The sequence below is a fragment of the Hydrogenophaga sp. UC242_53 genome, assembly GCF_042696965.1.
Lineage (GTDB): Bacteria > Pseudomonadota > Gammaproteobacteria > Burkholderiales > Burkholderiaceae_C > Hydrogenophaga.
Genome location: NZ_CP170552.1, coordinates 5,134,388 through 5,157,749, shown reverse-complemented (window position 1 = coordinate 5,157,749; position 23,362 = coordinate 5,134,388). Strand labels below are relative to the sequence as shown.

The following is a 23,362-nucleotide window of genomic DNA, read 5'->3' as shown; positions in this document are numbered from 1 at the left end:
GGCGCGGGTGAGCGCCTGATGTTCATCGACCTGCTCAAGGCCGTGGGCTCGCAGCTGATCGTGCTGCACCACCTCGCCTTCTACGGCCCCATGTCGGACTGGACGCACCGGCTCGCGCCCGAGCTCGTGACCTGGTTCAGCCAGGACGCGCGCATGGCGGTGCAGGTCTTCCTGGTGGTCGCGGGTTTCCTCGCGGCGCGCAGCCTCGCGCCCGACGGCGTGCTGCGCGCCGCCTCGCCGCTGGGCCAGGTCGGCCAGCGCTACGTGCGCACCGCCCTGCCCTACATCGCCTCGCTGCTGATCGCCATGCTGTGCACCGAACTGGCCCGCCTGTGGATGGCGCACGACTCGCTTTCCGCGCCGCCCGGGCTGTGGCAGTTCATTTCGCACGCGCTGCTGCTGCACACGCTGCTGGACGTGGACTCGCTCTCGGCCGGCGTCTGGTACGTGGCGATCGACTTCCAGCTCTACGCCCTGCTGCTGGGCCTGCTCTGGCTGGCGCGCCGCCAGCACGCGGCCGGCGCCTGGGCGCAGGCGCTGGTGGTGGTGGTGGTGGCGGCCTCGCTGCTGCACTTCAACCGCGAGAGCGACTGGGACAGCTGGGCGCTGTACTTCTTCGGCGCCTACGGCCTGGGCGCGCTGACCTGGTGGGCCACCCACAGCGACGAGGCCTGGCGCAGCGGCCGCTGGCTGCTCGGCGCCCTGGTGGCGATGACGCTGCTGGCGCTGGCGATCGACTTCCGCGAGCGCATCGCGCTGGCGCTCGCGGTGTGTCTGGCGCTGGCCTGCTCGCAGCGCCAGGGCTGGCTGTTCACCTGGCCGCGCAACCGCGTGGTGGCCTACCTGAGCCGCATTTCCTACGCGGTGTTCTTGCTCAACTTCCCCATCGCGCTGGTGGTCAACGCGCTGTTCACGCGCTACGGCAGCGCCGACGCCGAGGTGCAGACGCTCGGTGTGCTGCTGGCCTGGCTCGCGTGCAACGTGGCGGGGGCCCTGTTCCACCACGCGGTGGAACAGCCGCTGGGCCGCCTCGGGCGCCGGCGCGAGCCGGCCCTGGCCGGGACGGCGCCGCTCAGCGCCCGGTGAAGCGCGCGGCGCGCTTGGCCTGGAAGGACAACACGCCTTCGCGCGCGTCCTCGCTGTTCGCCAGGCGCTGCTGCGTGGCCTCGAATTCGTCGGCCGCCGCCGTCGGCCCTTCCTCCACCGCCTTGAGCGCGTTGAGCCGCGTGCGCCACCACCGCCAGCGGCGCCTGCTGGGCGATCGCCTGCGCGATGCGCAGGGCCTCGTCGAGCTCGCTGCCGGCGGGCACCACGCGCTGCACGAAGTGCAGCCGCAGCGCCTCGGCGCTGTCGAACACGTCGGCGGTCAGCAGGTGCAGCAAGGCGTTGCCCAGGCCCGCGCGCTCGGCCATGCGCAGCGTGGCGCCGCCCGTGGCAATGATGCCGCGCTGCACCTCCAGCTGAGAGAAGCGGCAGTCGTCGGCCGCGACCACGATGTCGGCCGCCAGCATGAGCTCGATGCCCAGCGTGTAGGTGATGCCCTTGACCGCGACCACCATCGGCTTGGTGCGGCGACGCAGGCCGGGGCGGCCCAGGTTGAGCGGGTCCACCAGGCCCTCGGCGATGGCGCGTTCGCCGCGCTGCATCAGTGGCGCGAAGCTGGGCAGGTCCAGTCCGGCGGTGAAGTGGTCGCCCTCGGCGTGCAGCACGCCCACGCGCAGCGCGGGGTCGTCGTCGAGCCGGGTGTAGGCCTCGGCGAGGGCCTGCAGCATGGCCGGCGTGAAGCCGTTGCGCTTGGCCGCGCGGTCGATCGCGATCAGCAGCACGGGGCCTTGCACCTCGGTGCGGATGCGGCCTTCGGAAAGGGTGGGGTCGGCGCTCATGCGGCCCATGGTAGCCACGCGCGCACCGACGGGCTGTCGCCTGCGCACGGCGGCACACCGTGCATAATTGCGAATAACTCTCATTTACACATCTTCCCATCCGTGCGCAGCGCACTACTACGCCGAGCTGCTCAACTACTTCTCGCGCGCGCTCCAGAACCGGGAAGCGGCGGCCGACGTGGTGCAGGAGAGCTACGCCCGCGTGCTGGGCATGGACGGCCAGGCGCTGGTGCGCGACATGCGCGCCCTGCTGTACCGCACGGGCAAGAACATCGTCATCGACGACGCGCGCCGCCGCCGGGTGGAGGCCGGCATGCTGGAGACGCTGGGCCTGATCCACCGCGACGAAGCGCCCTCGGCCGACCGCATCGCCAGCGCGCGCCAGCAGCTCTCGCGGCTGGCCGTGCGGCTGGCCACGCTGCCGCGCCGCCGCCGCGAGGCCTTCATCCTGGTGCGCGTCTACGGCCACACGCACGCCGAGGCGGCCGAGCACCAGGGCGTGAGCGTCGAGGCGATCGAAAAGCACGTGGTGCGCGCGGTCTGCGACCTGATGGATCTGGCCACGGCACACGCCGCCTGAGCCGATGCCCGCCACCCGCACCCCTCCTCACGCGCCCGCGGCCTCGCCGCGCGCGCAACTCGAACACGCCCTGCTGCTGATCGCCCGCGTGCACGGCGGCGACGCGCGCACCGCCGAGACCGCGCGCGAGGCCCTGGCGCACTGGCGCAGCGCCCACCCGGCGCACGAATCGGCCTACGGCGCCGCGCGCGCCGGCTGGGACGCCACCAGCGCCGATGCCCTGCGCGGCGAACTGCCCCTGCCGGCCTCGCACCAGGAGCGCCTGCGCGCCGGCCGGCGCAAGGCCCTCTCGGTGCTGGGCCTGGGCGCCCTCTTCCTGGGCGCGGGCGCGCTGGCGCGCTGGCACTGGCGGCAGGCGCTGCACGAGGTGGCGCTGCAGACGCCGCGCGGCCAGATCAAGACCACCACCCTGCCCGACGGCAGCGGCCTGGCGCTGGACGCCCACACGCGCGTGCGCATCGCGCTGTACCGCGACCGCCGCGAGGCCTGGCTGGACGAGGGCGAGGTGCAGTTCAGCGTGGCGGCCGACGCGGACCGCCCCTTCCTCGTCATGACGCGCTGGGGCCAGGTCCGCGTGCTGGGCACGGTGTTCACCGTCGAGGCGCGGCAGTCGCGCATGCGCGTGGCCGTCTCTCAAGGCCGCGTGGCGGTGTGGGCCGGTCCCCTGCCCGAAGGCGGCGTGGGCGCCGCGCTGGCCCGGCCGGTGGACACCGTGCTCGGCGCCGGCCAGGCGGTGCTCACCGAGGCGCAGGCCCTGGGCCCGGTGCTCCCGGTTGCGCACGGCGGAGATCGCCGCCTGGCGCCAGGGCTGGCTGGTGTTCGACAACACCCCGCTGCCCCAGGCCGTCGCGCGCTGGAATCACTACCTCGGCGCGCCGCTGCGGCTCGACGACGACCCGGCGCTGGCGCGGCTGCGCCTGACCGGCAGCTTCCCGCTGCGCTCGCCGGGCGTGTTCGTCGACAGCCTGCCCGCCAGCCTGCCGGTGCGCACCGAGCGCCTGGCCGACGGCGGCGTGCGCATCGCCGCCGCGCGGCGCTGAAAAAAATTGTCCGGTTCCGGGCGCGGGCCGCGTCTTCACAGCAGACCACCCTGCTGAAAGGACCTTTTTCCATGCCCCGTTCCCTGCCCTCCGCCCCGCGCCGCTGGCGCGCCACCGTGCTGGCCTGCGCCGCCGCCCTCGCCACCCTGGGGGCCTCCGCCGCCCTGGCCCAGGGCGCCTCGTCGGCCGCCCTCGCGGCGCCGCACGCCTTCAACCTCGGCGCGCAGCCGCTCGGCCAGGCCCTCAATGCCCTGGCCCGGCAGGCCGGCGTGGCGATCTCGGTCAACGCCGAACTGGTCGCCGGCAAGTCGGCCGCCGCGCTCAGCGGCACCATGAGCCTGCGCGAGGCGCTGGAGCGCGTGCTCGCCGGCAGCGGCCTGGACGCCCACCTGGAAGGCGGCAGCGTGGTGCTGCGCCCGGCCTCGGCCGCGCCCGCGGCCGACCGCGCCCTGCGCGAGGTGCGCGTGGTGGCCGAGCGCACCAGCCCCGGCACCTTTCGGCTCGACGGCGAGCCCGGCCCGGTCGAACCCGGCATCGTGACCGCGCGCACGCTCGAGCGCCACGCCGCGAACGACCTCGAGGACGTGTTCGCCAGCCAGCCCGAGATGGCCGTGGGCGGCGGCCACGCCATTGCCCAGAAGATCTACCTGCGCGGCGTCGAGGACACGCTGCTCAACGTCACCATCGACGGCGCGGGCCAGGTGGCCCAGGCCTTTCACCACACCGGACGCGTGCAGCTCGAGCCCGAGCTGATCAAGCGCGTCGAGGTGCGCCCCGGCACCGGCGACGCCACCGCCGGCCCGGGCGCGCTCGGCGGCGTGGTGCGCTTCGTCACCAAGGATCCCGAAGACCTGCTGCGCGAAGGCCAGTCGGTGGGCGCGCTGCTCAAGGGCAGCTACTTCAGCAACTCGGAAGGCCTCAAGCTGCACACCAGCGTGTACGGCCGCCTCGCCGAGAACTGGTCGGCCATGGCCGCGCTCACCGACCAGGACTTCAAGGACTACCAGGACGGCGCGGGCCGGCGCGTCGCCAACACCGGTTCGCAGCAGGCGCTGGGCTTCTTCAAGCTCGTGGGCAAGCTGGCCCAGGACCACACCGTGCGCCTGAGCTACGACCGGCACGAGGACGAAGGCCTGCGCACCCAGCGCCCGCAGTGGATCGCGAGCAGCTTCAACCGCGCCTACCCGCTGCAGAGCGAGCGCGAGACCTGGAACCTGGGCTACACCTACCGCCCGGCGTCCAACCCGCTGTTCGACGTCGCCTTCAACCTCTACCAGACCGACACCGACATCGAGCAGAACGTGATCGGCCGCTGGGGCCGCTACCGGGGCAGCATCGAATCCACCGGCTTCGACCTGCGCAACACCTCGCACCTGGAGCGGCACGAGATCACCTACGGCGTGGACCACCGCAAGGACCGCAGCAGCGCCGGCCCGGCCACCAACCCCACGTCCGAGCGCGAGCGCGGCGGCGTGACCGGCTTCTACGTGCAGGACCGCATCACCCTCACGCCCGAGCTCACGCTCGACCTCGGCGCGCGCCACGACCGCTACACGCTCAAGGACACCAACGGCCTGTCGTTCAGCCACAGCGGCACGAGCCCCAACGCCAGCGTGCGCTACGCCGTGACCCCGCAGCTGGCCCTGCTGGCCGGGCATTCGCGCGCGCTGCGCGGCCCCAAGATCCGCGACGCCTTCAAGCTCGACACCATCACCAACGACCCCAACATGCGGCCCGAGCGCGCCCGCACCTCGGAGCTCGGCTTCGAGTACACGCGCAGCGCCTGGCGCTTCAACGGCAAGGTCTACGACACCACCATCCGCGACGTGATCGCCGACCCCATCGGCAATCCCGCGCGTTATTTCAACGTGGGCGAACTGCGCTCGCGCGGCGCGCTGCTGCACACCACCTACGACTGGAAGCAGGTGCAGCTCGGCGCCGGCCTGCACCACAACCGCGCCACGCTCAACGGCCAGCGGCTCAACGTGTACGACCACAACGGCCTGGGCGCGAGCATGGGCAACACCCTCACCACCAGCGTGGACTGGCGCGTGACCTCGCGCGTGGACGTGGGCTGGGCCGGCCGCTTCGTGCAGGGCATCGGCTCGCTGGACACGCCGGTGGGCCGCGTGCGCAAGCCCGGCTACGCGGTGCACGACCTCTACGCCAACTGGCGCCCGACCGGCCGCGACAGCTTCACGCTGACCTTCGCGATCAGCAACCTGTTCGACAAGGACTACCTGGACCACGCGAGCAACGAGGACTTCCAGCGCATCCCGGGCTATGAGGGCATCGTGGGCTCGCGCGAACCCGGCCGCGAACTGCGCCTGACCGCGACCCTGCGCTTCTGATGCCGGTCGACCTGCGCAACGGCCTGGTGTGGCTGCACCGGTACGTGGGGCTGGTGATGGCGGCCTTCCTCATCCTGGCCGGCCTCACCGGCGCCGTGCTGGCCTGGTACCACGCCTTCGACGCGGCGATCAACCCGCAGTGGCTGCGCGTGGTGCCGCCGTCGGCCGGCGCGCAGCCGCTGCCGGCCCTGGTGCTGCGCGACCAGGTGCTCGCGCGCCATCCGCAGGCCGAGGTCAACTTCGTGCCGCTCACGCAGCCCGCCGGCGCGCCGGCCGTGTTCTTCATCGAAGGGCCGGAAGACCCGGCCACCGGCCGCCACCGGCCGATCGAGGAGGACGAGGTCTTCGTCGACCCCTACAGCGGCGAGGTGCTGGGCGGGCGGCGCTGGGGCGACATCAGCCAGGGCTGGAGCAACCTCATGCCCTTCATCTACCGGCTGCACTACCAGGTGGCGCTGGGCACGGTGGGCACCTACGCCTTCGGCGTGATCGCGCTGCTGTGGACGCTGGACTGTTTCGTGGGCGCGGCGCTCACCCTGCCGCGCTCGCGCGGCCCACGCGCCGACACGCGGGCGACCGGCTGGTGGACGCGCTGGGCACCGGCCTGGCGGGTGCGCTGGGCGCAGGGCCGCTACAAGCGCTGGTTCGACCTGCACCGCGCCGGCGGCCTCTGGCTGTGGGCCTGGATGTTCGTGTTCGCCTGGTCCAGCGTGGCCTTCAACCTGCGCGAGGTCTACTACCCCACCATGCACAGCCTGGCGGGCACGCAGGAGCGGACCGAAGCGCCGGCCGTGAAACCCGTGCCGCGCGACGAACCCGCCATGGGCTGGCACGCCGGGCTGGCGCGGGGCCGCGCGCTCATGGCCGAGCTCGCGCGCGAAAAAGATTTCAGCGTGCTCAACGAAGAGCGCCTGTCGTACAGCCCCCACCGGGGCAGCTTCCACTACCGCGTGCGCAGCGACCGCGACATCCGCGACCGGCGCGGCACCACCTCGCTGGACTTCGACGCCGCCACCGGCGCGCGACTGGGCAGCTACGTGCCCACCGGCGAATCGGGCGGTGACACCTTCACCACCTGGCTGCTCGCGCTGCACATGGCCGACGTGTGGGGCCAGCCCTTCAAGCTCGCCGTGTTCCTGCTTGGCCTGGCCAGCGCGGGGCTCAGCGGCACGGGCGTCTGGATCTGGTGGAAGAAGCGGGCCGGCCGGCAGACCGCGGCGCGCCAGCGCCAGGCCCAGCGCTGACGCGGCGGCGCGGGGCGAGTACCCTATGCGCCATGTCCGCCCCCACGATCGACCCCGGCCGCTGCCCGCTCTGCGGCGCCGACAACCGCTGCGCGATGGAAATCCAGCGCGAGACCGGTGAACCCCAGCCGCCCTGCTGGTGCGTGGGCGCGACCTTCAGCCCCGATCTGTTCAAGCGCATCCCCGAGGCCGCGCGCGGCCAGGCCTGCATCTGCGCGGCCTGCGCGGCCCAGGCCCTGCGCGCGGCGCGCGAAGCGGCCGGCTAGGGCTCGCGCGGCGGTTGGTCCGCCTCGGGCGGCGGCACCAGCGGCGGCGCGGGCGCCGCGCTCAGGCTGTGCAGCCACTCGCGCCAGATCGCCACCAGCAGCGCCATCAGCACCGGGCCCACGAACAGGCCGACGAGGCCCATGGTCTTCACGCCACCCACCAGGCCGAAGAAGGTCGGCAGGAAGGGCAGCTTCACCGGCCCGCCCACCAGGCGCGGGCGCAGGGTCTTGTCCACGATGAAGAGCTCGATCGAACCCCAGGCGAACAGGCCCACGCCGGCCCACAGGTGGCCCGAGCCCACGAGGTAGAGCGAGACCAGGCTGAACGACAGCGGCGCGCCGCCGGGGATCAGCGCCATGAAACCGGTGCGCACGCCCAGCAGCACCGGCGAGGGCACACCCGCCACCCAGTACGCCACGCCCAGCACCACGCCCTCGCCGATGGCGATCAGGCCCAGGCCGGTCACGGTGGCGCTCACGGTGGCCGGCACCACGCGCGAGAAACGCTGCCATTGCAGCGGCAGGATGCGCTCACCGATGGTGTCGAGCTGGCCGGCGATGCGCGCGCCGTCCTTGTAGACGAAGAACAGCGTGATCAGCATGAACAGCACCGTCAGCGCGAGGTTGACGGCATCGCCCGTGGCGCTGAGCACCATGCGGTAGATGTTGCCGATGTGCTGGCCGCTGAGCAGCTGGATCCAGTCGCCCAGCGCGTGCGGCTCGCCCAGGTGCTCGCGCCAGTAGGTGGCCAGCGTCTCGCCCACCCAGGGCAGGGCTTCGATCCACTGCGGCGGCGGGGCGCCGTAGCGGTTCACGTCCAGCAGCCAGGCCACCAGCCCACCCGCCTCCTTCAGCGCGTAGTGCAGGGCCAGGCTCAGCGGCACCACCAGCACCACGACCACGACCACCAGGGCCAGGCTGGCCGCCAGCGCGGTGCGCCCGCCGCAGGCGCGCACGCCCCGGCGGTACAGCGGCCAGCTGGCGAACCCGATGATGAGCGCGGCCAGCACCGGCACCAGGAAACCACGGAAGAAGTAGACACCGGCCGCCACGATCAGCAGCAGCAGGCCGCGAATGATCAGTGAAGCGTTCGGGACAGGTGGCATGGAGGGAGAAGGGCGCGGAGAGAGACAAAAAGACCTGGGGCAATATACCCGACCCCCCTACGGTGCCCGATGACACGCGCCCGTTCGCGGTCCGGCCCGCAAAGGCGCTAAGCTTGACCGTCACCACGGCACCCACCCCATGAGCCCACCGCCCGACCACTCCCTGCCCGCTTTGCGCGAACGGTACGGCGAGCGTTACCGCTGGCTGCTGCTGCTTTCGGTGATGGTCGGCACCATGGCGGCCATCATGTCGTCCACCATCATCAACGTGGCGATCCCCGACATGAGCCACCACTTCACGCTCGGCCAGGAGCGCGCGCAGTGGGTCACCTCGGGCTTCATGGCGGCCATGACGGTCTCCATGCTCACCACCCCCTGGCTGCTGGCGCGCTACGGCTACCGGCGCACCTACGTGGGCTGCATGTGCCTGCTGATGGCGGGCGGCATGGCCGGCGGCTTCGCCAACGACTACCCGGTGGTGCTGGCCGCGCGCGTGGCCGAGGGCCTGGCCGCGGGCGTGGTGCAGCCGATCCCGGCCATCATCATCCTGCGCGCCTTCCAGCCGCACGAGCAGGGCCGGGCCAGCGGCATCTTCGGCATGGGCGTGGTGCTCGCGCCCGCGCTCGGGCCCAGCATCGGCGGCCTGCTGGTGGACGGCTTCGGCTGGCGCTCGATCTTCTTCATGGTGGTGCCGTTCTGCCTGGCCTCGCTCTGGCTCGCGCACCGCTTCGTGCCCACCACCTCGCCGGGCGGCGCCGCGGCCAACCCGCAGGGCGGCGGGCTGGACTGGCGCGGCCTGCTGCTGGCCGCCGTGGGCACGCTGTGCCTGCTCAACGGCCTGGTCGAGCTGCACGGCGGCACCGCCACCACGGCCACCCTGCTGCTGGGTGGCGCGTTCCTCGCGCTGCTGGCCTTCGTGGTGCTGGAGCGGCGCACGCTGCGCGCGCGCCGGCACCAGCCCGACCAGGGCACGGACCCGCTCATGAACCTCACGCTGTTCAAGGACCGGCGCTTCGCGATGGGCAGCATCGTGGCCTTCATCTACGGCATCGCCCTGTTCGGCTCCACCTACCTGCTGCCCGTGTACATGCAGAGCGGCCTGGGCCTGTCGGCCTCCCACGTCGGCACCATCCTGCTGCCGGCCGGGCTGGTGCTGGCGGTGGCGATCGCGGTGGTGGGGCGCCTGGCCGACGAGCAGCCCACGCACCGGCTGGTGAGCATCGGCCTGGTGCTGCTCTCCGCGTCGTTCGGCCTCATGCGCCACCATCGACCCCAGCCGCCCGGCGCAGATCATCCCGCTGCTGGTCACCTGGGCCATCGTGGGCCGCATCGGCCTGGGCTTCATCCTGCCCTCGCTCAACATCGGCGCCATGCGCGGGCTGGAGCGCGTGGACATCGCACAGGGCGCGAGCGTCATCAACTTCCTGCGCATGCTCGGCGGCGCGGCCGGCGTGAGCCTGTGCGGCATCGTGCTCGAATGGCGCCTGGCCGCGCACGGCGCGCAGCTCACCACCGGCGGCGTGCGCACCCCGGCGCGCGTGGCGGCGTTCGAGGAAACTTTTCTGATGCTCGCGGCCATCTGTGCGCTGGCACTGACCGCCGCGCTGAGACTCAAGGCGGCGCCCAAGGCCCAGGCGTCACAATAAACACCATGTGCCAACTGCTCGGACTCAACTGCGCCACGCCGACCGACGCGGCCTTCAGCTTCACCGGTTTCTGCCAGCGCGGCGGCAAGACCGACCACCACGCCGATGGCTGGGGCATCGCCTTCTTCGAAGGCAAGGGTCTGCGGCTGTTCGTGGACCACCAGAGCGCGTCCGACTCGCCGATGGCCGCCTTCCTGCAGCAGTACCCGCTCAAGAGCCGCAACATCATCGCCCACGTGCGCAAGGCCACCATCGGCGCCGTGGCGCTGGAAAACGCCCATCCCTTCGTGCGCGAGCTCTGGGGCCGCCAGTGGGTGTTCGCGCACAACGGCGACCTGAAGGACTACGCGCCCACGCTGCACAGCCACTTCCGCCCGGTGGGCACCACCGACAGCGAGCGCGCCTTCTGCTGGCTGATGCAGGAACTCGCCAAGTCGCACGCCGGCCTGCCCGACGTGCGCGAACTCACCCTCACGCTGCGCGAGCTGGTGCCGCAGGTGCGCCAGTTCGGCACCTTCAACTTCCTGCTCTCCAACGGCGAGGCCCTGTGGGCCCACTGCAGCACCAAACTGCACTGGCTGGTGCGCCAGCACCCGTTCGCCCAGGCCACGCTGATGGACCAGGACTGGACGGTGAACTTCGCCGAACTCAACCACCCCGGCGACCGCGCCGCCGTGGTCGTGACCACGCCACTGACCAGCAACGAACAATGGACCGCCTTCGAGCCCAACGAGCTCAAGGTGTTCGTGGACGGCCTGCCCCTGCCGTGATTTCCCGGATGCGCGGGGCCGGGCCCCGGGCTACCATGGTGTTTCCAACATACCCCCAGGGGCATTTCGCGCAGCCCTGGCGGCGCTCGCAACCAAGGAGACACCCATGCAAAGACGACACCTGATGGCCGGTGGCCTGGCCGCCGCGGTCCTGCCCCCGTTCGGATTCGCGCAGGGCCTGGAGAAACCCAAGGTCACGATCGCCGTGGGCGGCAAGAACCTGCTGTACTACCTGCCGCTGACCATCGCCGAACAGCTGGGCTACTTCAAGGCCGAGGGGCTGGACGTGACCATCGTCGACTTCGCGGGCGGCTCGCGCGCCCTGGCCGCGGTGGTGGGTGGCAGCGCCGACGTGGTCTCCGGCGCCTTCGAGCACACGGTCAACATGCAGTTCAAGGGCCAGCCCATGCGCGCCTTCGCGCTGCAGGGCCTGGCACCGCAGATCGTGCTCGGCGTCAACCCCAAGACCATGGGCGGCTACCAGGCCCTCACCGACCTCAAGGGCAAGAAGATCGGCGTGACCGCGCCGGGCAGCTCGACCAACGTGATGGTCAACTTCGTGCTCGCCAAGGCCGGCCTCAAGCCCAGCGACGTGAGCATCGTCGGCGTGGGCGCGGGCAACGGCGCGGTGGCCGCGATGCGCGCGGGCCAGATCGACGCCATCAGCAACCTCGACCCGGTCATCACCCTGCTGCAGCGCTCGGGCGACCTCAGGATCATCTCCGACACGCGCATCGTCGCCGAGTCGGCCAAGGTGTTCGGCGGCCCCATGCCGGCGGCCTGCCTCTACGCGCCCCAGCCCTTCCTGGACAAGAACCCCAACACCACGCAGGCCCTCACCAATGCCATCGTGCGCGCCGACAAGTGGATCCAGGCCGCCGGCCCGGGCGACATCATCAAGGCCGTGCCCGAGAGTTACCTGCTGGGCGACCGCGCGGTCTACATCGACGCCTTCATGGCCGCCAAGGGCGCGCTCTCGCCCGACGGCAGCTTCCCGGCCAAGGGCGCGGACACCGCCTTTCGCGCCCTGGCCAGCGTGGACGCCGAACTGGCCAAGGCCAAGCTCGACCTGAACGCCGTCTACACCAACAGCTTCGTGCAGAAGGCCAACGCGAAATACCCGAAGGGTTGATGTGACGAGTCCAGCCGCGATCGACCTGCAGGGCGTGTCCTGCACCTTCATCAGCAAGGACGACCCCGGCCAGCGCTACACGGCGGTGCAGAACGTCACCCTGACCGTGGGCGCGGGCGAGTTCGTGAGCGTGGTGGGCCCCACGGGCTGTGGCAAGAGCACGCTGCTCAACGTCGCGGCCGGCCTGCTCGCGCCCAGCACCGGCAGCGTGCGGGTGTTCGGGCAAGCGCTGCAGGGCATCAACACGCGCGCCGGCTACATGTTCCAGACCGAGAGCCTGATGCCCTGGCGCACCGCCTTGGGCAATGTGATGGCGGGCCTGTCGTTCCGTGGCGTGGCCGAGGTCGAGGCGCGCGCCCAGGCCGAGGACTGGCTGCGCCGCGTGGGCCTGGGCGGTTTCGGTAACCGCTACCCGCACCAGATGAGCGGCGGCATGCGCAAGCGCGCCAGCCTCGCCCAGACGCTGGTGCTCGACCCCGACATCATCCTGATGGACGAGCCCTTCTCCGCGCTCGACATCCAGACCCGCCAGCTGATGGAGAACGAGGTGCTCGACCTCTGGGCCGCGAAGAAGAAGGCGGTGCTCTTCATCACGCACGACCTGGACGAGGCGATCGCCATGAGCGACCGTGTGGTGGTGCTCAGCGCCGGCCCGGCCAGCCACCCGATCGGCGAGTTCGCCATCGACATCCCGCGCCCGCGCGACGTGGCCGAGATCAAGACCAGCGCCCGCTTCGTCGAGCTGCACGCCGCCATCTGGGCCGTGATGCGCGAGGAAGTGCTCAAGGGCTACCAGCAACAACTCAAGGCGGCCTGAACCCATGTGGAAGCACATCAAACCGCAGCCCTCCACGCTGCGCCTGTGGCAAGGGGCGCTGCTGGTGGCGCTCATCGTGTTCTGGTACCTGATGACCACGCCCGGGCTGGTGCCGCCCTTCATGTTCGACAACGACCGCCAGGCCGCCTTCTTCTTCGGTGAGCCGCTGCGCGTGGCCGAGCGCATCTGGACCTGGTTCGTGCGCGACGCCGACATCTACCAGCACCTGGGCGTGACGCTCACCGAGACCGTGCTGGCCTTCGCCATCGGCGCCATCGGCGGCCTGGCCGGCGGCCTGTGGCTGGCGCTCTCGCCCATGGCCTCGGCCATCCTGGAGCCCTACATCAAGGCCATGAACTCCATGCCGCGCATCATCCTCGCGCCCATCTTCGCGGTGTGGTTCGGGCTGGGCATCGCCAGCAAGGTGGCGCTGGGCGTGACGCTGGTGTTCTTCATCGTGTTTTTCAACGTCTACCAGGGCGTGAAGGAGGTCAGCCCGGTGATCCTGGCCAATGCGCGCATGCTGGGCGCGAGCCAGAAGCAGCTGCTGCGCCACGTGTACCTGCCCAGCGCCACGAGCTGGGTGTTCAGCTCGCTGCACACCTCGGTGGGCCTGGCCTTCGTGGGCGCGGTGGTGGGTGAGTACCTGGGGTCGAGCCAGGGCGTGGGCTACCTGATCTTGCAGGCCGAGGGCAGCTTCGACATCAACACCGTGATGGCCGGCATCGTCGTGCTCACGCTGTTCGCGCTGGCGCTCGACGCGGCCGTGGGCCGCATCGAGAAGCGGCTCATGAAATGGCAGCCGCGCAGCGGCGAGACCGAGAAGCTCTGAGGCCGGGGGTCTATTTCATCCCGGGGGCCGAGGTGCTGTACGAGCGGCGCACCGGCGGGGCGCTGTTCGATGGTGCCGGGTTGTAGCCACCGGCGCTGCTGGAGCGGGCACGCGACGCCTCCTGCTGCTCGAGGTGGGCATTGAAGCGATCCACCCAGTTGTTGGCCTCGGCGCGCAGGGTGTCGATGTCGCTGGACCGGTTGCGCCGGTCGCTGCGGGCTTTCTCGAAGGCGGCGATGTTCGCGGGCGTGGCGACCACGGCCACGCGGTCCCAGCTGGCGTCCGGCAGGCAGCCCGAGGCGGCGTGCACGGAGCAGCGGTAACGCGCCGACCCGGTCACCAGGGCGACGGCCTCGTCGGCATTGAAGTCGCCGCCGCTGGTGTGTCCCATGGCCGCCTGCGTGAACGCGCTCTCGGCCCGGCTCTCCAGGCGATCCAGACAGGTCCGGTATTCTTCGAGTCCCGTCTTGGCGGCGTTCCATTGGGCCTGGTTCGAGGGCATGGGGCGATCGAAGGACCCGCACATCTGACGCGCCGATCTCGACGCGCGCGCCTCGTCCAGGGCCATCTTCAAGGCAGGCAGGAACATCTGGTCCAACGGCGCCTTGAGGTGGACCGATGGCGAGGCCTCGACGCGGCTTCGGGCGGCCTTGTAGGCCCGGTCGACCTCCTCCGGCGTGCGGGCGACCAGGGCGTCGATCTCGGCCAGCGCGGGGCTTTGCGTGTCGAGTTTCGCCACTTGCTCGCGCACGCCCTTGAGGCATTCCGTGCGCACGTTTCTGCTCTGCTGGGCTGCCGAACGCAGGTTGGCGGTCAGCAGCAGGTCCGTGGGCGACTTCAGCGCGATCGCCACGAAATCCTGGTCGGTGACGTCGAAGCCGCAGGTGCGCACACCCACCTGGGCATACCGCGTGGCCTCCTGGGCTTTCTCGGCCGACGCCTTGGCCGCCAGATCGCGCTCGAGCGGCAACCCGGCATTCACCCACCCGCTGTTGCCCTCGCGCAACCAGTAGAGCTTGCGGTAGCCGGCCTCCACGGCCCGCTGCACGGCGAACACCGACAGCTGGCAGCGGTCATGGTGGCAGTAGAAAAGCATGGGCGTGTCCTTCTCGCCCCCGGTGAACCGCTGAAAGGCTTTGGCGTACGCCTGACGGATCTCGTCCGAATCACCGGCCACCTGGGGCATTTCGACCAGGGTGCCCGGGATCTTGTCCTGCGTCCGCATGGCCGCGACCACGGCCAGCCCGAGCCCCATCTGCTCGATCATGCAGTGGGCCTCGCGCGGTGAGATGGTGACCGCGCCGGGCACCTGCAGCGGCATGGCGCCTTCGGGAACCGGTGTGCCCTTGGCGACCGCGGCGCGCGCTTCGCGCCCGGGCTGGCACTGCTGCTCCGCCGTGGTCAGCCGATCGCCGCGCGATTGGGCGGCGGCAGGCCCAGCGCTGAACAGCGCGGCAACAAGAACGGCGGCCAAGGGAATGTGCAGTCGCATGGTGCTCCGATCGGGTCGATGGCCCTGTCGCGCCATGGGCGTCGCGCACGGGCAAGGGCGATGCGGCATTTTGTAACAAGCTCATTGCCCCGCTGCCCATCCATTCCGATGAAGTGCGAGAAATGCCACGCTGTGCGGCTTGTGGCGGGCGCTCGAAGCGGCCGTGGGCCGCATTGGGAAGGGGCGACGGGTCAGCCGGCCGGGCGCCCGAAGCAGCGCTGGACGAAGTTCAGGCAACCCGTGCTCAGGCGCGAAAGAAGGCCCGGTCGAAGCACCCTTGGTGGCGGGGACAGCTGTGGCTCGGCATGCACCTGCACCAAGGGCACGCCCTGGCGAGAGATGAATTTCTGATGGCTGCCGTTGAGATCGTCCTGGTCCTTCTTCTCGCCGCGGTCAAGGAGGTTCAGGCGAACGGGGGCCTGGTGGGCGCTGGCGCTTCGGACAACTTCCTGAGCGAAGGCATCTTCTGCCGGCACCTCCCGGATCTTCTGCTCTTCCTGGGCGTCCTCGTAGTTCTTCACCATCTCTTTCGTGAATTCTCTGAATTGCGTGTCTTTCATCAAATCCGTGACCCCGTGCAGGGACGTCCCACCGAGTGGAATGGAAACACTGGACGAGGGGAAGCTGGTGTTCATGGGGTCGTTGCAAGAAAACTGAAGAGCCTCGACTGGGTGAATCTCATCTCCGAAAAGTTCAGCGCAAGCGCTTGTAACCAAAGCCGCTTCGGGCGCTACCACCTTCGTTTGACACCGTACAATTTTGGACTGTCCACTGCCTGAGCATCCCGGCCATGAACCCAGACCATCCAGGCGCCGACCACCAGACCTGTGACGTGCTCGTGATCGGTGGCGGGCCCGCCGGGTCCACCGTCTCTCCCCTGCTGGCCAGCAAGGGCCACCGCGTCGTGATGCTCGAGAAGGCGCACCACCCGCGCTTTCACATCGGCGAATCCCTGCTGCCGGCCAACCTGCCTCTGCTGGAGCGCCTGGGTGTGGCCGACGAGGTGCGCGCCATCGGGCAGCACAAGCCGGGCGCCGAGTTCGTCTCGCCGCACCATCCGCACACCCAGACCTTCGAGTTCGCCGACGCCTGGGACAAGTCCATGCCTTACGCCTACCAGGTCAAGCGCGCCGAGTTCGACGAGATCCTGTTCCGCAACGCCGCCCGAAAAGGCGTGGAGGTGCACGAAGGCTGCAAGGCGCGCTCGGTGGAGTTCCTGCCCGACCGCACGGTGCGCGTGCACGCCGAGCACGACGACGGCCGCACCAGCGTGTGGAACGCGAAATTCCTGGTGGACGCCTCGGGCCGCGACACATTTCTTGCATCCCGTTTCAAGATCAAGGAACGCAACCCGAACCACAACAGCGCGGCGGTCTACGGCCACTTCGCGAACGCGCGCCGCAACACCGGCGAGGCCGAGGGCAACATCACCATCTTCTGGTTCGACCACGGCTGGTTCTGGTTCATCCCGCTCACGGGCGGCGTCACCAGCGTGGGCATGGTGACCTGGCCGTACCACATGAAGACGCGCGCCGGCCGCAGCGTGGAGCAGTTCCTGATGGACAACGCTGCGCACCTGCGCGGGCCTGGCCGAGCGCCTGAAGGACGCGCACCGGGTGGCGCCGGTGGAGGCCACCGGCAATTTTTCCTATGCCGCGCAGCGCAACCACGGCGACAACTACCTGATGCTGGGCGACGCCTACACCTTCATCGACCCGGTGTTCTCCTCGGGCGTGTGGCTGGCCATGAACGGCGGCGAGCTGGGCGCGCAGACGATCGACACCTGCCTGCGCCAGCCCGCGCAGGCGCGCGCGGCGCTCAGGCGTTTCGACCGCCACAGCCGCCACGGACCGAAGGCGTTCTCGTGGTTCATCTACCGCGTGACCAACCCCATCATGCGCGACTTCTTCATGGGCCCACGCAACATCTTCCGCGTGAAAGAAGCCCTGCTGTCCACGCTGGCGGGCGACGTGTATGGCGGCGCGCCGATCGGGCGGTCGATGCTGGCCTTCAAGACCCTGTACCTGCTGGCCAACCTCACCCAGCCGCGCCGCGCGTTCAACGCCTGGCGCAAGCGCCGCTTCAACATCCGGCCCGCGGACGAAGCCGCCCTGGCCCGCACGCCGTGAGCTTGCAACACACCATCAGCCGCGTGTTCGCCGCGCCCGCCGACGGCGAGGTGCTGGGCGGCATGTCGATCGGGGAACCGAAGGACCTGGGCCCGATGGCCTGGCCGACACCAGCCCCTGCGCGCGCCCGTGCTGCCCGCGGGCGCGCCAGCGGTGCACGAGCACTGGCGCGTGGACGGCCCACTGCGCCAAGGCCGCGACGAGGGCATCCACTGGTGCCGAAACGCTGAACTGCTCTATGGCGTGATCGAGCTGAATGAGACCGAACAGGCCCCCACGGCCGAGGGCGGCTCGCCGCTGCAGACGGCGAGCCGAGTGCTCTACGAGCGCCTGTTCCGCCTGCTGCGCGCGCAGGGCACGCCGCACCTGTGGCGGGTCTGGAACTACATGAGCGACATCAACGGCGAGTCGCACGGGCTGGAGCGTTATCGCCAGTTCAACCTCGGCCGCTACGAAGCCTTCGTGCACGCGCAGCGCGAGACCGGTGGCCAGGTGCCCGCGGCCTGCGCCATCGGCGTGGCCGGTGGCCCGCTCTCGGTGGCCTTCCTGGCCGGCCGCTCGCCGGTGGTGCCGCTGGAGAACCCGCGCCAGGTGAGTGCCTGGCGCTACCCCTCGCAGTACGGGCCGCGCGCCCCCACCTTTTCGCGCGCCGCGCTGGCCTACCCGCGCGGGCGCGAGGCGCTGTTCGTCTCGGGCACGGCCAGCATCGTGGGGCACGCCACGGTGCATCCCGGCGATGTGGCCGCGCAGTGCGAGGAGACCGTGCGCAACATCGAGTGCCTGTTGCAGGAGGCCAACCGCGTGGCGCGCTCGGGCCGGCCGTTTTCGTTCACCGGCCTGAGCCACCGCGCCTACGTGCGCCACGCCGCCGACGTGGACACCGTGCAGCGCACGCTGCAGCCGCTGCTGCGCGGCGCTTCGCTGGTGTGCGTGCAGGCCGACATCTGCCGCGCCGACCTGCTGGTGGAAATCGAGAGCCAGGCCATCCACCCGCTGGGGTCGCCATGAGCACGGCGGCGACCCGCCCGACCTCGCTGCTGTGGAGCGTGTACGAGCACCTCGCGATGGTGGTGGGCCTGAGCGCGCTGGCGCTGGTGTGCCTGAGCTGGACGCCACCGGCGCTGGCCCTGTACCCGGTGTTGCCCCGGCCGCTGGGCCGCTGGCTCGGCCGCCAGGCCATCATGCGCGGCTTTCGGCTGTACGTCGGCATCCTGCGCCTGCTGTGCGCCTGCCGCTTCGACCTGTCCGAGATCGATGCGCTGCGCGACCAGGGGCCCATGGTCATCGCGGCCAACCACCCCTCGCTGCTCGACGCCGTGCTGATCACCTCGCGCCTGCCCAACGCGGTCTGCTTCATGAAGGCCGACCTGATGGACAACCCGCTGCTCGGCGCGGGCGCGCGCCTGGCGCGCTACGTGCGCAACGACAACCTGCTCACCGCCGTGCTGAACTGCCGCCGCGAGCTGCAGCAGGGCGCGCAGGTGCTGATCTTCCCCGAGGGCACGCGCACGCGCGGCTACCCGGCGAACCCGATCAACCCGCTCTCGCGCTCCACCGCGCTGATCGCCGCCCGCGCCGAGGTGCCGGTGCAGACACTGATCGTGGAGTTTTCCAGCCCCTACCTGGGCAAGGGCTGGCCGATCTGGCGCCGCCCCCTGCTGCCGCTGACCTGCCGCATCCGCCTGGGCCGGCGTTTCGAGGCGCCACGCAACCCGGGCGCCTTCACGCAGGAGCTGGAAGACTATTTCCGTGCCATGCTCGACCCCTCTTCCCCACCGATGGCGTCGTCCGCCGCCGCCTGATCCATGCCCGTTTCCAGCACCACGCACCTGGTCCTCATTCCCAGCTACAACCCGGGCCGCAAGGTATTGGCGACGGTGCGCGCCGCGCGCGCGCAATGGACGCCCGTGTGGGTGGTGGTCGATGGCAGCACCGACGGCTCGGCCGACTGGCTGACCGAAGAGGCCGCCAGCGACCCCGGCCTGCGCGTGCTGGTGCTGCCCGAGAACCAGGGCAAGGGCTCGGCCGTGCTGCACGGCATCACGGTCGCGGCGCAGCAGGGCTTCACGCACGCGCTGACCATGGACTCCGACGGCCAGCACCCCGAAACCCTGATCCCCGACTTCATGGCCGCCTCGCAGGCCGAGCCCGAGGCCATGGTGCTGGGCAAGCCGGTGTTCGGTCCCGAAGCGCCCCTGGTGCGCGTGCTGGGCCGCAAGCTCTCGAACGGCTGGGCCAACCTGGAAACGCTGGGCTTCGGCATCGGCGATTCGCTCTACGGGTTTCGCGTCTACCCGATCGCGCCGCTGATGCGCGTGATGCACGGCACGCGCTTCATGCGCCGCTTCGACTTCGACCCCGAGGCCGTGGTGCGCCTGAGCTGGGCCGGCGTGCGGCCGATCAACATCGACGCCCCGGTGCGCTACTTCACGCCCGAAGAGGGTGGCGTCTCACATTTCAACTACCTGCGCGACAACCTGCTGCTCAGCGGCATGCACACGCGCCTGTTCACCGGCTTCGTGCTGCGCCTGCCCCTGCTGCTCTGGCGGCGCCTGACCGGCTGACAACCACCCCGCCATGAACACCACCGAGATCTTCCTGATCGCCATGGCGATCATCTTCACCGTGCCGTGGCTGATCTGGCGGCTGGGGCGCACCGACTACTGGGCGCCGCTGGTGGTGGTGCAGATCGTCACCGGCATCCTGCTCGGCCCCGGCGTGCTGGGCAAGGCCTTCCCCGAGTACCACGCCTTCGTCTTCAACCCGGCGGTGATCCAGTCGCTCAACGGCATCGCGTGGTGGGCCGTGATGCTGTTCGTGATGATCGCGGGCATCGAACTCGACCTGCGCCAGGCCTGGAAACACCGGCGCGAGAGCGGCATCACCGCCGGTCTGGCCCTGGGCGCGCCGCTGCTGCTGGGCAGCGCGGCCGCGCTGGTGATGCTGGGCATGCCGGGCTGGATGGGCGCGTCCGCGCGGCCCTGGCAGTTCGTGCTCGGCGTGGGCATGGCTTGCGCGGTCACCGCGCTGCCCATCCTGATCCTGCTGATGGAGAAGCCGCAGCTGCTGCGCCAGCCGCTGGGCCAGCGCATCCTGCGCTACGCGAGCGTGGACGACATCGCGATCTGGGGCGTGCTCGCGCTGATCCTGATGGACTGGCAGCGCGTGGGCAAACAGGGCGCCTTCATCCTCGCCTTCGTCGTGCTGAGCTGGGCCTTCCGCCACCTGATGCGCCGCCTGGCCGAAGCCGACCGCTGGGCCGTCGCGCTGATCTGGCTCGCGGTCTGCGCCTTCGGCGCCGACTGGTCGGGCCTGCACTACATGGTGGGCGCCTTCCTGGCCGGTGTGGTGATGGACGCCGACTGGTTCGACCAGGACAAGCTGGACCAGCTGCGCCACCTCGTGCTGCTGGTGATCATGCCGGTGTTCTTCCTCTCCACCGGCCTGCGCACCAACTGGGACGTGGGCGGTGCGGCGGTGTTCGGCATGGCGGCCCTGCTGCTGCTGGCCTCGGTCAGTGGCAAGCTGATCGGTGTGCACCTGGCCGGCCGCGTGCTGAAGTGGCCGCCGGGCGAGGCCTCCCTGATCGGCTGGCTGCTGCAGACCAAGGCGCTGATCATGATCATCTTCGCCAACATCCTGCTGGACAAGCAGGTGATCACCAGCGAGACCTTCACCGCGCTGCTGTTGATGGCGGTGGCCAGCACCATGCTCACGGTGCCCATCGTGGAACCCAAGCTGCGCAGCGCTGCGCGCGGCGCCAGCGCGCTGCGCCATCCCTGACGGCCGGCTCAGAACTGCAGGAAGCTCACGCCCGCGCCCAGGCTGGTCTGGCGGAAGTTGTAGTCCGACAGCGTTTCGCCATAACCACTGAACAGCTGCACGTACCAGCGCAGCCCATTGGGTTGGTCGCGCACCACGGGGTAGGTCCATTCGAGCGACGTGCTCCCGCGGTTGCCACCGCGCAGCGTGCTGCGGTGCACCAGCGACGCGGTGTGCACCCCGCTCGCCCACCCGAGGTTGAACTCCGCCTTGCCCCGGTAGTCGAGGAGATCGGGGTTGTTGTCGTTCTCTTCGCGTTCCCGCAGCCGCTTGTTGAGTTTCGTCGTGAAGGTCCAGTTGCCGCGCTCGAAGCCGGCACCGAGGTAGACCCGGTTCCAGCTGCGCGACAAGGGGTCGGACTGCCCGTTCGACTGGTGCGCCAGGCCCAGCTGGGTGAAGCGCCATTGCCAACCCAGCGGCAAGGCGCGGAACTGCGGCGCGGTGGGCACCACGTAGATCAACTCGGGCTGGTAGTCGGTGTTGCGAAAGGGCCGCGAGTCGGCGTGGTTGTAGACCTGCCACATCGTCTGCAGGGTGAAGGCGCCCCACAGATCGGCGCCAGGAAAACCCACGTTCTGCAGGAACTTGGTGCGCAGCGACAGCTGGAATTTCGCCTCTTCCCGGCGATCGTCGGGCGCGGTCACGGCCGCCTGCGTCGGCGACTGGGGCGAGCGGTTGATGCGGGAGGTGACGTGCACGGGCAGCACGTAGTTCGGGTGGTAACCCACGAAATTGAACACACCGCGCTTGTCGGCCGGGTCCAGCTCCCAGAACTTGGCCAGCAGGCTGCTGGAAGACGCCGGTGCGGCCGCCGGGGGCAGCTGCCCGCCCGACTGCGACAGCAGCGAGGGGGTCGGGTCCGCCGTGGCCGCTTCGCCGCCGAACGGTTGCTGCGCCACCGGGGCGACAGGCGCCGGCGCGCGCCCGGCGAGCTTGTCGTAACAGGTCAGGCGATCGGCCGCGGCACCGATGGCGGCGCAGGCCTCCAGCGTGGGGGGCGTCTCGGTCTGCGCCTGTGCGGGCAGGCCCGCCGCGAGGCCGCACAGCAGGATGAACGGGGAGAGGTTTTCAGGTTTCACAGGCAGGCCCTCAGCACATCGCACCGTTGATGGAGATCACCTGCCCACTCACGTAGGCCGCCTTGTCGGACACCAGAAACGCCACCAGCTCGGCCACCTCGTCCGCGCGGCCCGCGCGCTGCATGGGCACCAGGCGTTTGATGGCCTCGGCGTCGAAGGCGCCTTCGATCATGTCGGTCTCGATGATTCCCGGGGCCACCGCATTGACGGTGATGCCCCGGCTGGCGAGTTCGAGCGCGAGCGACTTGCTCGCCGCGTGCAGCGCGCCCTTGGCGGCCGCGTAGTTGACCTGCCCCCGGTTGCCCATGAGGCCGGCGATGGACGAGATGCTCACGATGCGGCCCCAGCGTTTCCGGATCATGGGCATGGTGAGCGGCTGCGTCACGTTGTAGAAGCCGTTGAGCGAGACATTGAGCACGCGGTCCCACTGCTCGCCGCTCATGCCGGGGAACACGGCGTCGTCGTGGATGCCGGCGTTGTTCACCAGGACCTGGATCGCACCCGCCTCGGTCAACGTGGCCAGCGCGGCGGCGGTGGCGACGCGGTCGGTCACGTCGAAGGCCACGGCCTCGGCGCTGCCGCCACTGTCGCGGATGGTCGACGCGATGGCCTGGGCCTTGTCGAGCTGGCGGTTGGCGTGCACGATCACGTGGTGGCCGTCGGTGCCAGGCGCTGGCAGATCGCCGCGCCAATGCCGCCGCTGCCGCCGGTGACGAGGGCTCGTTTCATGGCTGCGGGTCCTTGTTGGGGTTCAGGGAGTCGGCGTCGAGCACCACGGCCGCGCGCCCTTCGAGCAGGCAGCGGCCGGCGTGGCCCACGGTGAAGCGGTAGAGCACGTTGGAGGCATCGCCCGAGAGGCGCTCGGCGCGCACGTCCAGCGGGCCCGGCAGGTCGTCCAGCCGCTCGGCGTGCAGGCTGACGCCGCGCACGCTGGTGAGGTAACCCTGGCGCGGCGCGGCCTCGGTGCCGGCCACCAGCGCGCCGTGCACCGCCATGGCCTGGGCCGCGTACTCGATGCCATCTGCGCACGCCCAGGCGGCCGTGCGCGCGCAGCGGGTGCGCCGGGTCGGCGTGGCCCACGGCGCGGCACACCACGTGATCGGCCGACCACTCGGTGACGGCGTCGAGCAGGCACATGGTGCCCTGGTGCGGGATGCGGGCCGCGATGCCCTC

At 70.5% G+C, this 23,362-nt stretch carries 18 protein-coding genes and 5 pseudogenes; 16 read left to right on the top strand and 7 right to left on the bottom strand.

Features of this window, described 5'->3' with window-relative positions; translation table 11 throughout:
- The first annotated feature begins 18 nt into the window (after nt 1-18).
- On the top strand, nt 19-1,086 hold the full coding sequence (locus tag ACFJI0_RS25985) for an acyltransferase family protein (RefSeq protein WP_382322889.1): 1,068 nt from the start codon (nt 19-21) through the stop codon (nt 1,084-1,086).
- On the opposite strand, the pseudogene ACFJI0_RS25980 reads toward ACFJI0_RS25985, so the two are convergent.
- A pseudogene (locus ACFJI0_RS25980) lies at nt 1,073-1,883 on the bottom strand (crotonase/enoyl-CoA hydratase family protein). The gene ACFJI0_RS25985 and the pseudogene ACFJI0_RS25980 overlap by 14 nt on opposite strands.
- A 67-nt stretch (nt 1,884-1,950) precedes the next feature.
- On the opposite strand from ACFJI0_RS25980, the gene ACFJI0_RS25975 reads away from it, so the two are divergent.
- From ACFJI0_RS25975 to ACFJI0_RS25960, 4 genes are read left to right on the top strand one after another with little or no spacing between them, the layout of a single operon-like run.
- Nucleotides 1,951-2,463: a sigma-70 family RNA polymerase sigma factor gene (locus ACFJI0_RS25975; RefSeq protein WP_382322888.1), complete on the top strand. Its 513-nt coding sequence runs from the start codon at nt 1,951-1,953 to the stop codon at nt 2,461-2,463.
- A gap of 4 nt (nt 2,464-2,467) precedes the next feature.
- Entirely contained in the window at nt 2,468-5,854 is a 3,387-nt protein-coding gene (locus tag ACFJI0_RS25970; protein WP_382322887.1) for a TonB-dependent receptor domain-containing protein, read from the top strand.
- Entirely contained in the window at nt 5,854-7,098 is a 1,245-nt protein-coding gene (locus tag ACFJI0_RS25965; protein WP_382322886.1) for a PepSY-associated TM helix domain-containing protein, read from the top strand. Before ACFJI0_RS25970 ends, ACFJI0_RS25965 begins: the two co-directional genes overlap by 1 nt.
- A 32-nt stretch (nt 7,099-7,130) precedes the next feature.
- Nucleotides 7,131-7,364 (top strand): cysteine-rich CWC family protein, encoded by a 234-nt coding sequence (locus ACFJI0_RS25960; protein WP_382322885.1) that lies wholly within the window; start codon nt 7,131-7,133, stop codon nt 7,362-7,364.
- Here the strand turns inward: ACFJI0_RS25960 and ACFJI0_RS25955 are convergent.
- Nucleotides 7,361-8,470, bottom strand: a complete 1,110-nt coding sequence (locus ACFJI0_RS25955) for an AI-2E family transporter (protein WP_382322884.1) — start codon at nt 8,468-8,470, stop codon at nt 7,361-7,363. The two genes, ACFJI0_RS25960 and ACFJI0_RS25955, sit on opposite strands and share 4 nt — an antisense overlap.
- A gap of 139 nt (nt 8,471-8,609) precedes the next feature.
- On the opposite strand from ACFJI0_RS25955, the pseudogene ACFJI0_RS25950 reads away from it, so the two are divergent.
- From ACFJI0_RS25950 to ACFJI0_RS25930, 5 genes and pseudogenes are all read left to right on the top strand, one after another.
- Nucleotides 8,610-10,116: pseudogene (locus tag ACFJI0_RS25950) on the top strand (DHA2 family efflux MFS transporter permease subunit).
- Between the two features lie 5 nt (nt 10,117-10,121).
- Nucleotides 10,122-10,886, top strand: a complete 765-nt coding sequence (locus tag ACFJI0_RS25945; RefSeq protein ID WP_291117293.1) for a class II glutamine amidotransferase — start codon at nt 10,122-10,124, stop codon at nt 10,884-10,886.
- A gap of 106 nt (nt 10,887-10,992) precedes the next feature.
- A complete protein-coding gene (locus tag ACFJI0_RS25940; protein ID WP_382322883.1) occupies nt 10,993-12,018 on the top strand; it encodes an ABC transporter substrate-binding protein in 1,026 nt (341 codons plus the stop codon).
- Nucleotide 12,019: 1 nt separating this feature from the next.
- Nucleotides 12,020-12,835, top strand: coding sequence for an ABC transporter ATP-binding protein (locus ACFJI0_RS25935; protein ID WP_382322882.1), 816 nt, complete (start codon nt 12,020-12,022; stop codon nt 12,833-12,835).
- A gap of 4 nt (nt 12,836-12,839) precedes the next feature.
- Nucleotides 12,840-13,667: an ABC transporter permease gene (locus tag ACFJI0_RS25930; RefSeq protein ID WP_382322881.1), complete on the top strand. Its 828-nt coding sequence runs from the start codon at nt 12,840-12,842 to the stop codon at nt 13,665-13,667.
- 10 nt (nt 13,668-13,677) lie between these two features.
- Here ACFJI0_RS25930 and ACFJI0_RS25925 read toward each other — a convergent pair whose 3' ends face one another.
- Together ACFJI0_RS25925 and ACFJI0_RS25920 are read right to left on the bottom strand one after the other, a co-directional pair.
- Nucleotides 13,678-15,159, bottom strand: a complete 1,482-nt coding sequence (locus ACFJI0_RS25925; protein ID WP_382322880.1) for a rhodanese-like domain-containing protein — start codon at nt 15,157-15,159, stop codon at nt 13,678-13,680.
- A 191-nt stretch (nt 15,160-15,350) separates the two neighbouring features.
- A complete protein-coding gene (locus tag ACFJI0_RS25920; RefSeq protein ID WP_382322879.1) occupies nt 15,351-15,794 on the bottom strand; it encodes a hypothetical protein in 444 nt (147 codons plus the stop codon).
- A gap of 155 nt (nt 15,795-15,949) precedes the next feature.
- Between ACFJI0_RS25920 and ACFJI0_RS25915 the strand changes: the two are divergent.
- The 6 genes and pseudogenes from ACFJI0_RS25915 to ACFJI0_RS25890 all read left to right on the top strand — a co-directional run.
- A pseudogene (locus ACFJI0_RS25915) lies at nt 15,950-16,642 on the top strand (NAD(P)/FAD-dependent oxidoreductase); the annotation flags it as partial.
- Between the two features lie 133 nt (nt 16,643-16,775).
- Nucleotides 16,776-17,288 (top strand): NAD(P)/FAD-dependent oxidoreductase, encoded by a 513-nt coding sequence (locus tag ACFJI0_RS25910; protein ID WP_382325914.1) that lies wholly within the window; start codon nt 16,776-16,778, stop codon nt 17,286-17,288.
- 129 nt (nt 17,289-17,417) lie between these two features.
- Nucleotides 17,418-18,296 (top strand): hypothetical protein, encoded by an 879-nt coding sequence (locus tag ACFJI0_RS25905; protein WP_382322878.1) that lies wholly within the window; start codon nt 17,418-17,420, stop codon nt 18,294-18,296.
- Nucleotides 18,293-19,090, top strand: coding sequence for a lysophospholipid acyltransferase family protein (locus ACFJI0_RS25900; protein ID WP_382322877.1), 798 nt, complete (start codon nt 18,293-18,295; stop codon nt 19,088-19,090). The genes ACFJI0_RS25905 and ACFJI0_RS25900 overlap by 4 nt, the downstream gene beginning before the upstream one ends.
- A 3-nt stretch (nt 19,091-19,093) precedes the next feature.
- Nucleotides 19,094-19,852, top strand: coding sequence for a glycosyltransferase family 2 protein (locus tag ACFJI0_RS25895; RefSeq protein ID WP_382322876.1), 759 nt, complete (start codon nt 19,094-19,096; stop codon nt 19,850-19,852).
- 13 nt (nt 19,853-19,865) lie between these two features.
- Nucleotides 19,866-21,071: a cation:proton antiporter gene (locus ACFJI0_RS25890; protein WP_382322875.1), complete on the top strand. Its 1,206-nt coding sequence runs from the start codon at nt 19,866-19,868 to the stop codon at nt 21,069-21,071.
- Nucleotides 21,072-21,079: 8 nt separating this feature from the next.
- Here ACFJI0_RS25890 and ACFJI0_RS25885 read toward each other — a convergent pair whose 3' ends face one another.
- The 3 genes and pseudogenes from ACFJI0_RS25885 to ACFJI0_RS25875 all read right to left on the bottom strand — a co-directional run bounded on the left by ACFJI0_RS25885 (nt 21,080) and on the right by ACFJI0_RS25875 (nt 23,326).
- The gene (locus ACFJI0_RS25885; protein ID WP_382322874.1) at nt 21,080-22,189 is read right to left on the bottom strand and encodes a phospholipase A; all 1,110 of its coding nucleotides are present in this window, start codon (nt 22,187-22,189) and stop codon (nt 21,080-21,082) included.
- Between the two features lie 10 nt (nt 22,190-22,199).
- Nucleotides 22,200-22,918 (bottom strand): annotated as a pseudogene (fabG, locus tag ACFJI0_RS25880) (3-oxoacyl-ACP reductase FabG).
- A pseudogene (locus ACFJI0_RS25875) lies at nt 22,915-23,326 on the bottom strand (3-hydroxylacyl-ACP dehydratase). The pseudogenes fabG and ACFJI0_RS25875 overlap by 4 nt, the downstream one beginning before the upstream one ends.
- Between the last annotated feature and the right edge of the window lie 36 nt (nt 23,327-23,362).

Excerpts from the sequence above, each read along its gene's own strand:
- ACFJI0_RS25965 (WP_382322886.1), top strand. The coding sequence starts at position 5,854 with ATGCCGGTCGACCTGCGCAACGGCCTGGTGTGGCTGCACCGGTACGTG.
- ACFJI0_RS25970 (WP_382322887.1), top strand. The coding sequence starts at position 2,468 with ATGCCCGCCACCCGCACCCCTCCTCACGCGCCCGCGGCCTCGCCGCGC.
- ACFJI0_RS25985 (WP_382322889.1), top strand. The coding sequence starts at position 19 with ATGTTCATCGACCTGCTCAAGGCCGTGGGCTCGCAGCTGATCGTGCTG.
- ACFJI0_RS25955 (WP_382322884.1), bottom strand. The coding sequence starts at position 8,470 with ATGCCACCTGTCCCGAACGCTTCACTGATCATTCGCGGCCTGCTGCTG.
- ACFJI0_RS25930 (WP_382322881.1), top strand. The coding sequence starts at position 12,840 with ATGTGGAAGCACATCAAACCGCAGCCCTCCACGCTGCGCCTGTGGCAA.
- ACFJI0_RS25890 (WP_382322875.1), top strand. The coding sequence starts at position 19,866 with ATGAACACCACCGAGATCTTCCTGATCGCCATGGCGATCATCTTCACC.
- ACFJI0_RS25900 (WP_382322877.1), top strand. The coding sequence starts at position 18,293 with ATGAGCACGGCGGCGACCCGCCCGACCTCGCTGCTGTGGAGCGTGTAC.
- ACFJI0_RS25945 (WP_291117293.1), top strand. The coding sequence starts at position 10,122 with ATGTGCCAACTGCTCGGACTCAACTGCGCCACGCCGACCGACGCGGCC.
- ACFJI0_RS25895 (WP_382322876.1), top strand. The coding sequence starts at position 19,094 with ATGCCCGTTTCCAGCACCACGCACCTGGTCCTCATTCCCAGCTACAAC.
- ACFJI0_RS25940 (WP_382322883.1), top strand. The coding sequence starts at position 10,993 with ATGCAAAGACGACACCTGATGGCCGGTGGCCTGGCCGCCGCGGTCCTG.
- ACFJI0_RS25960 (WP_382322885.1), top strand. The coding sequence starts at position 7,131 with ATGTCCGCCCCCACGATCGACCCCGGCCGCTGCCCGCTCTGCGGCGCC.
- ACFJI0_RS25920 (WP_382322879.1), bottom strand. The coding sequence starts at position 15,794 with ATGAACACCAGCTTCCCCTCGTCCAGTGTTTCCATTCCACTCGGTGGG.
- ACFJI0_RS25925 (WP_382322880.1), bottom strand. The coding sequence starts at position 15,159 with ATGCGACTGCACATTCCCTTGGCCGCCGTTCTTGTTGCCGCGCTGTTC.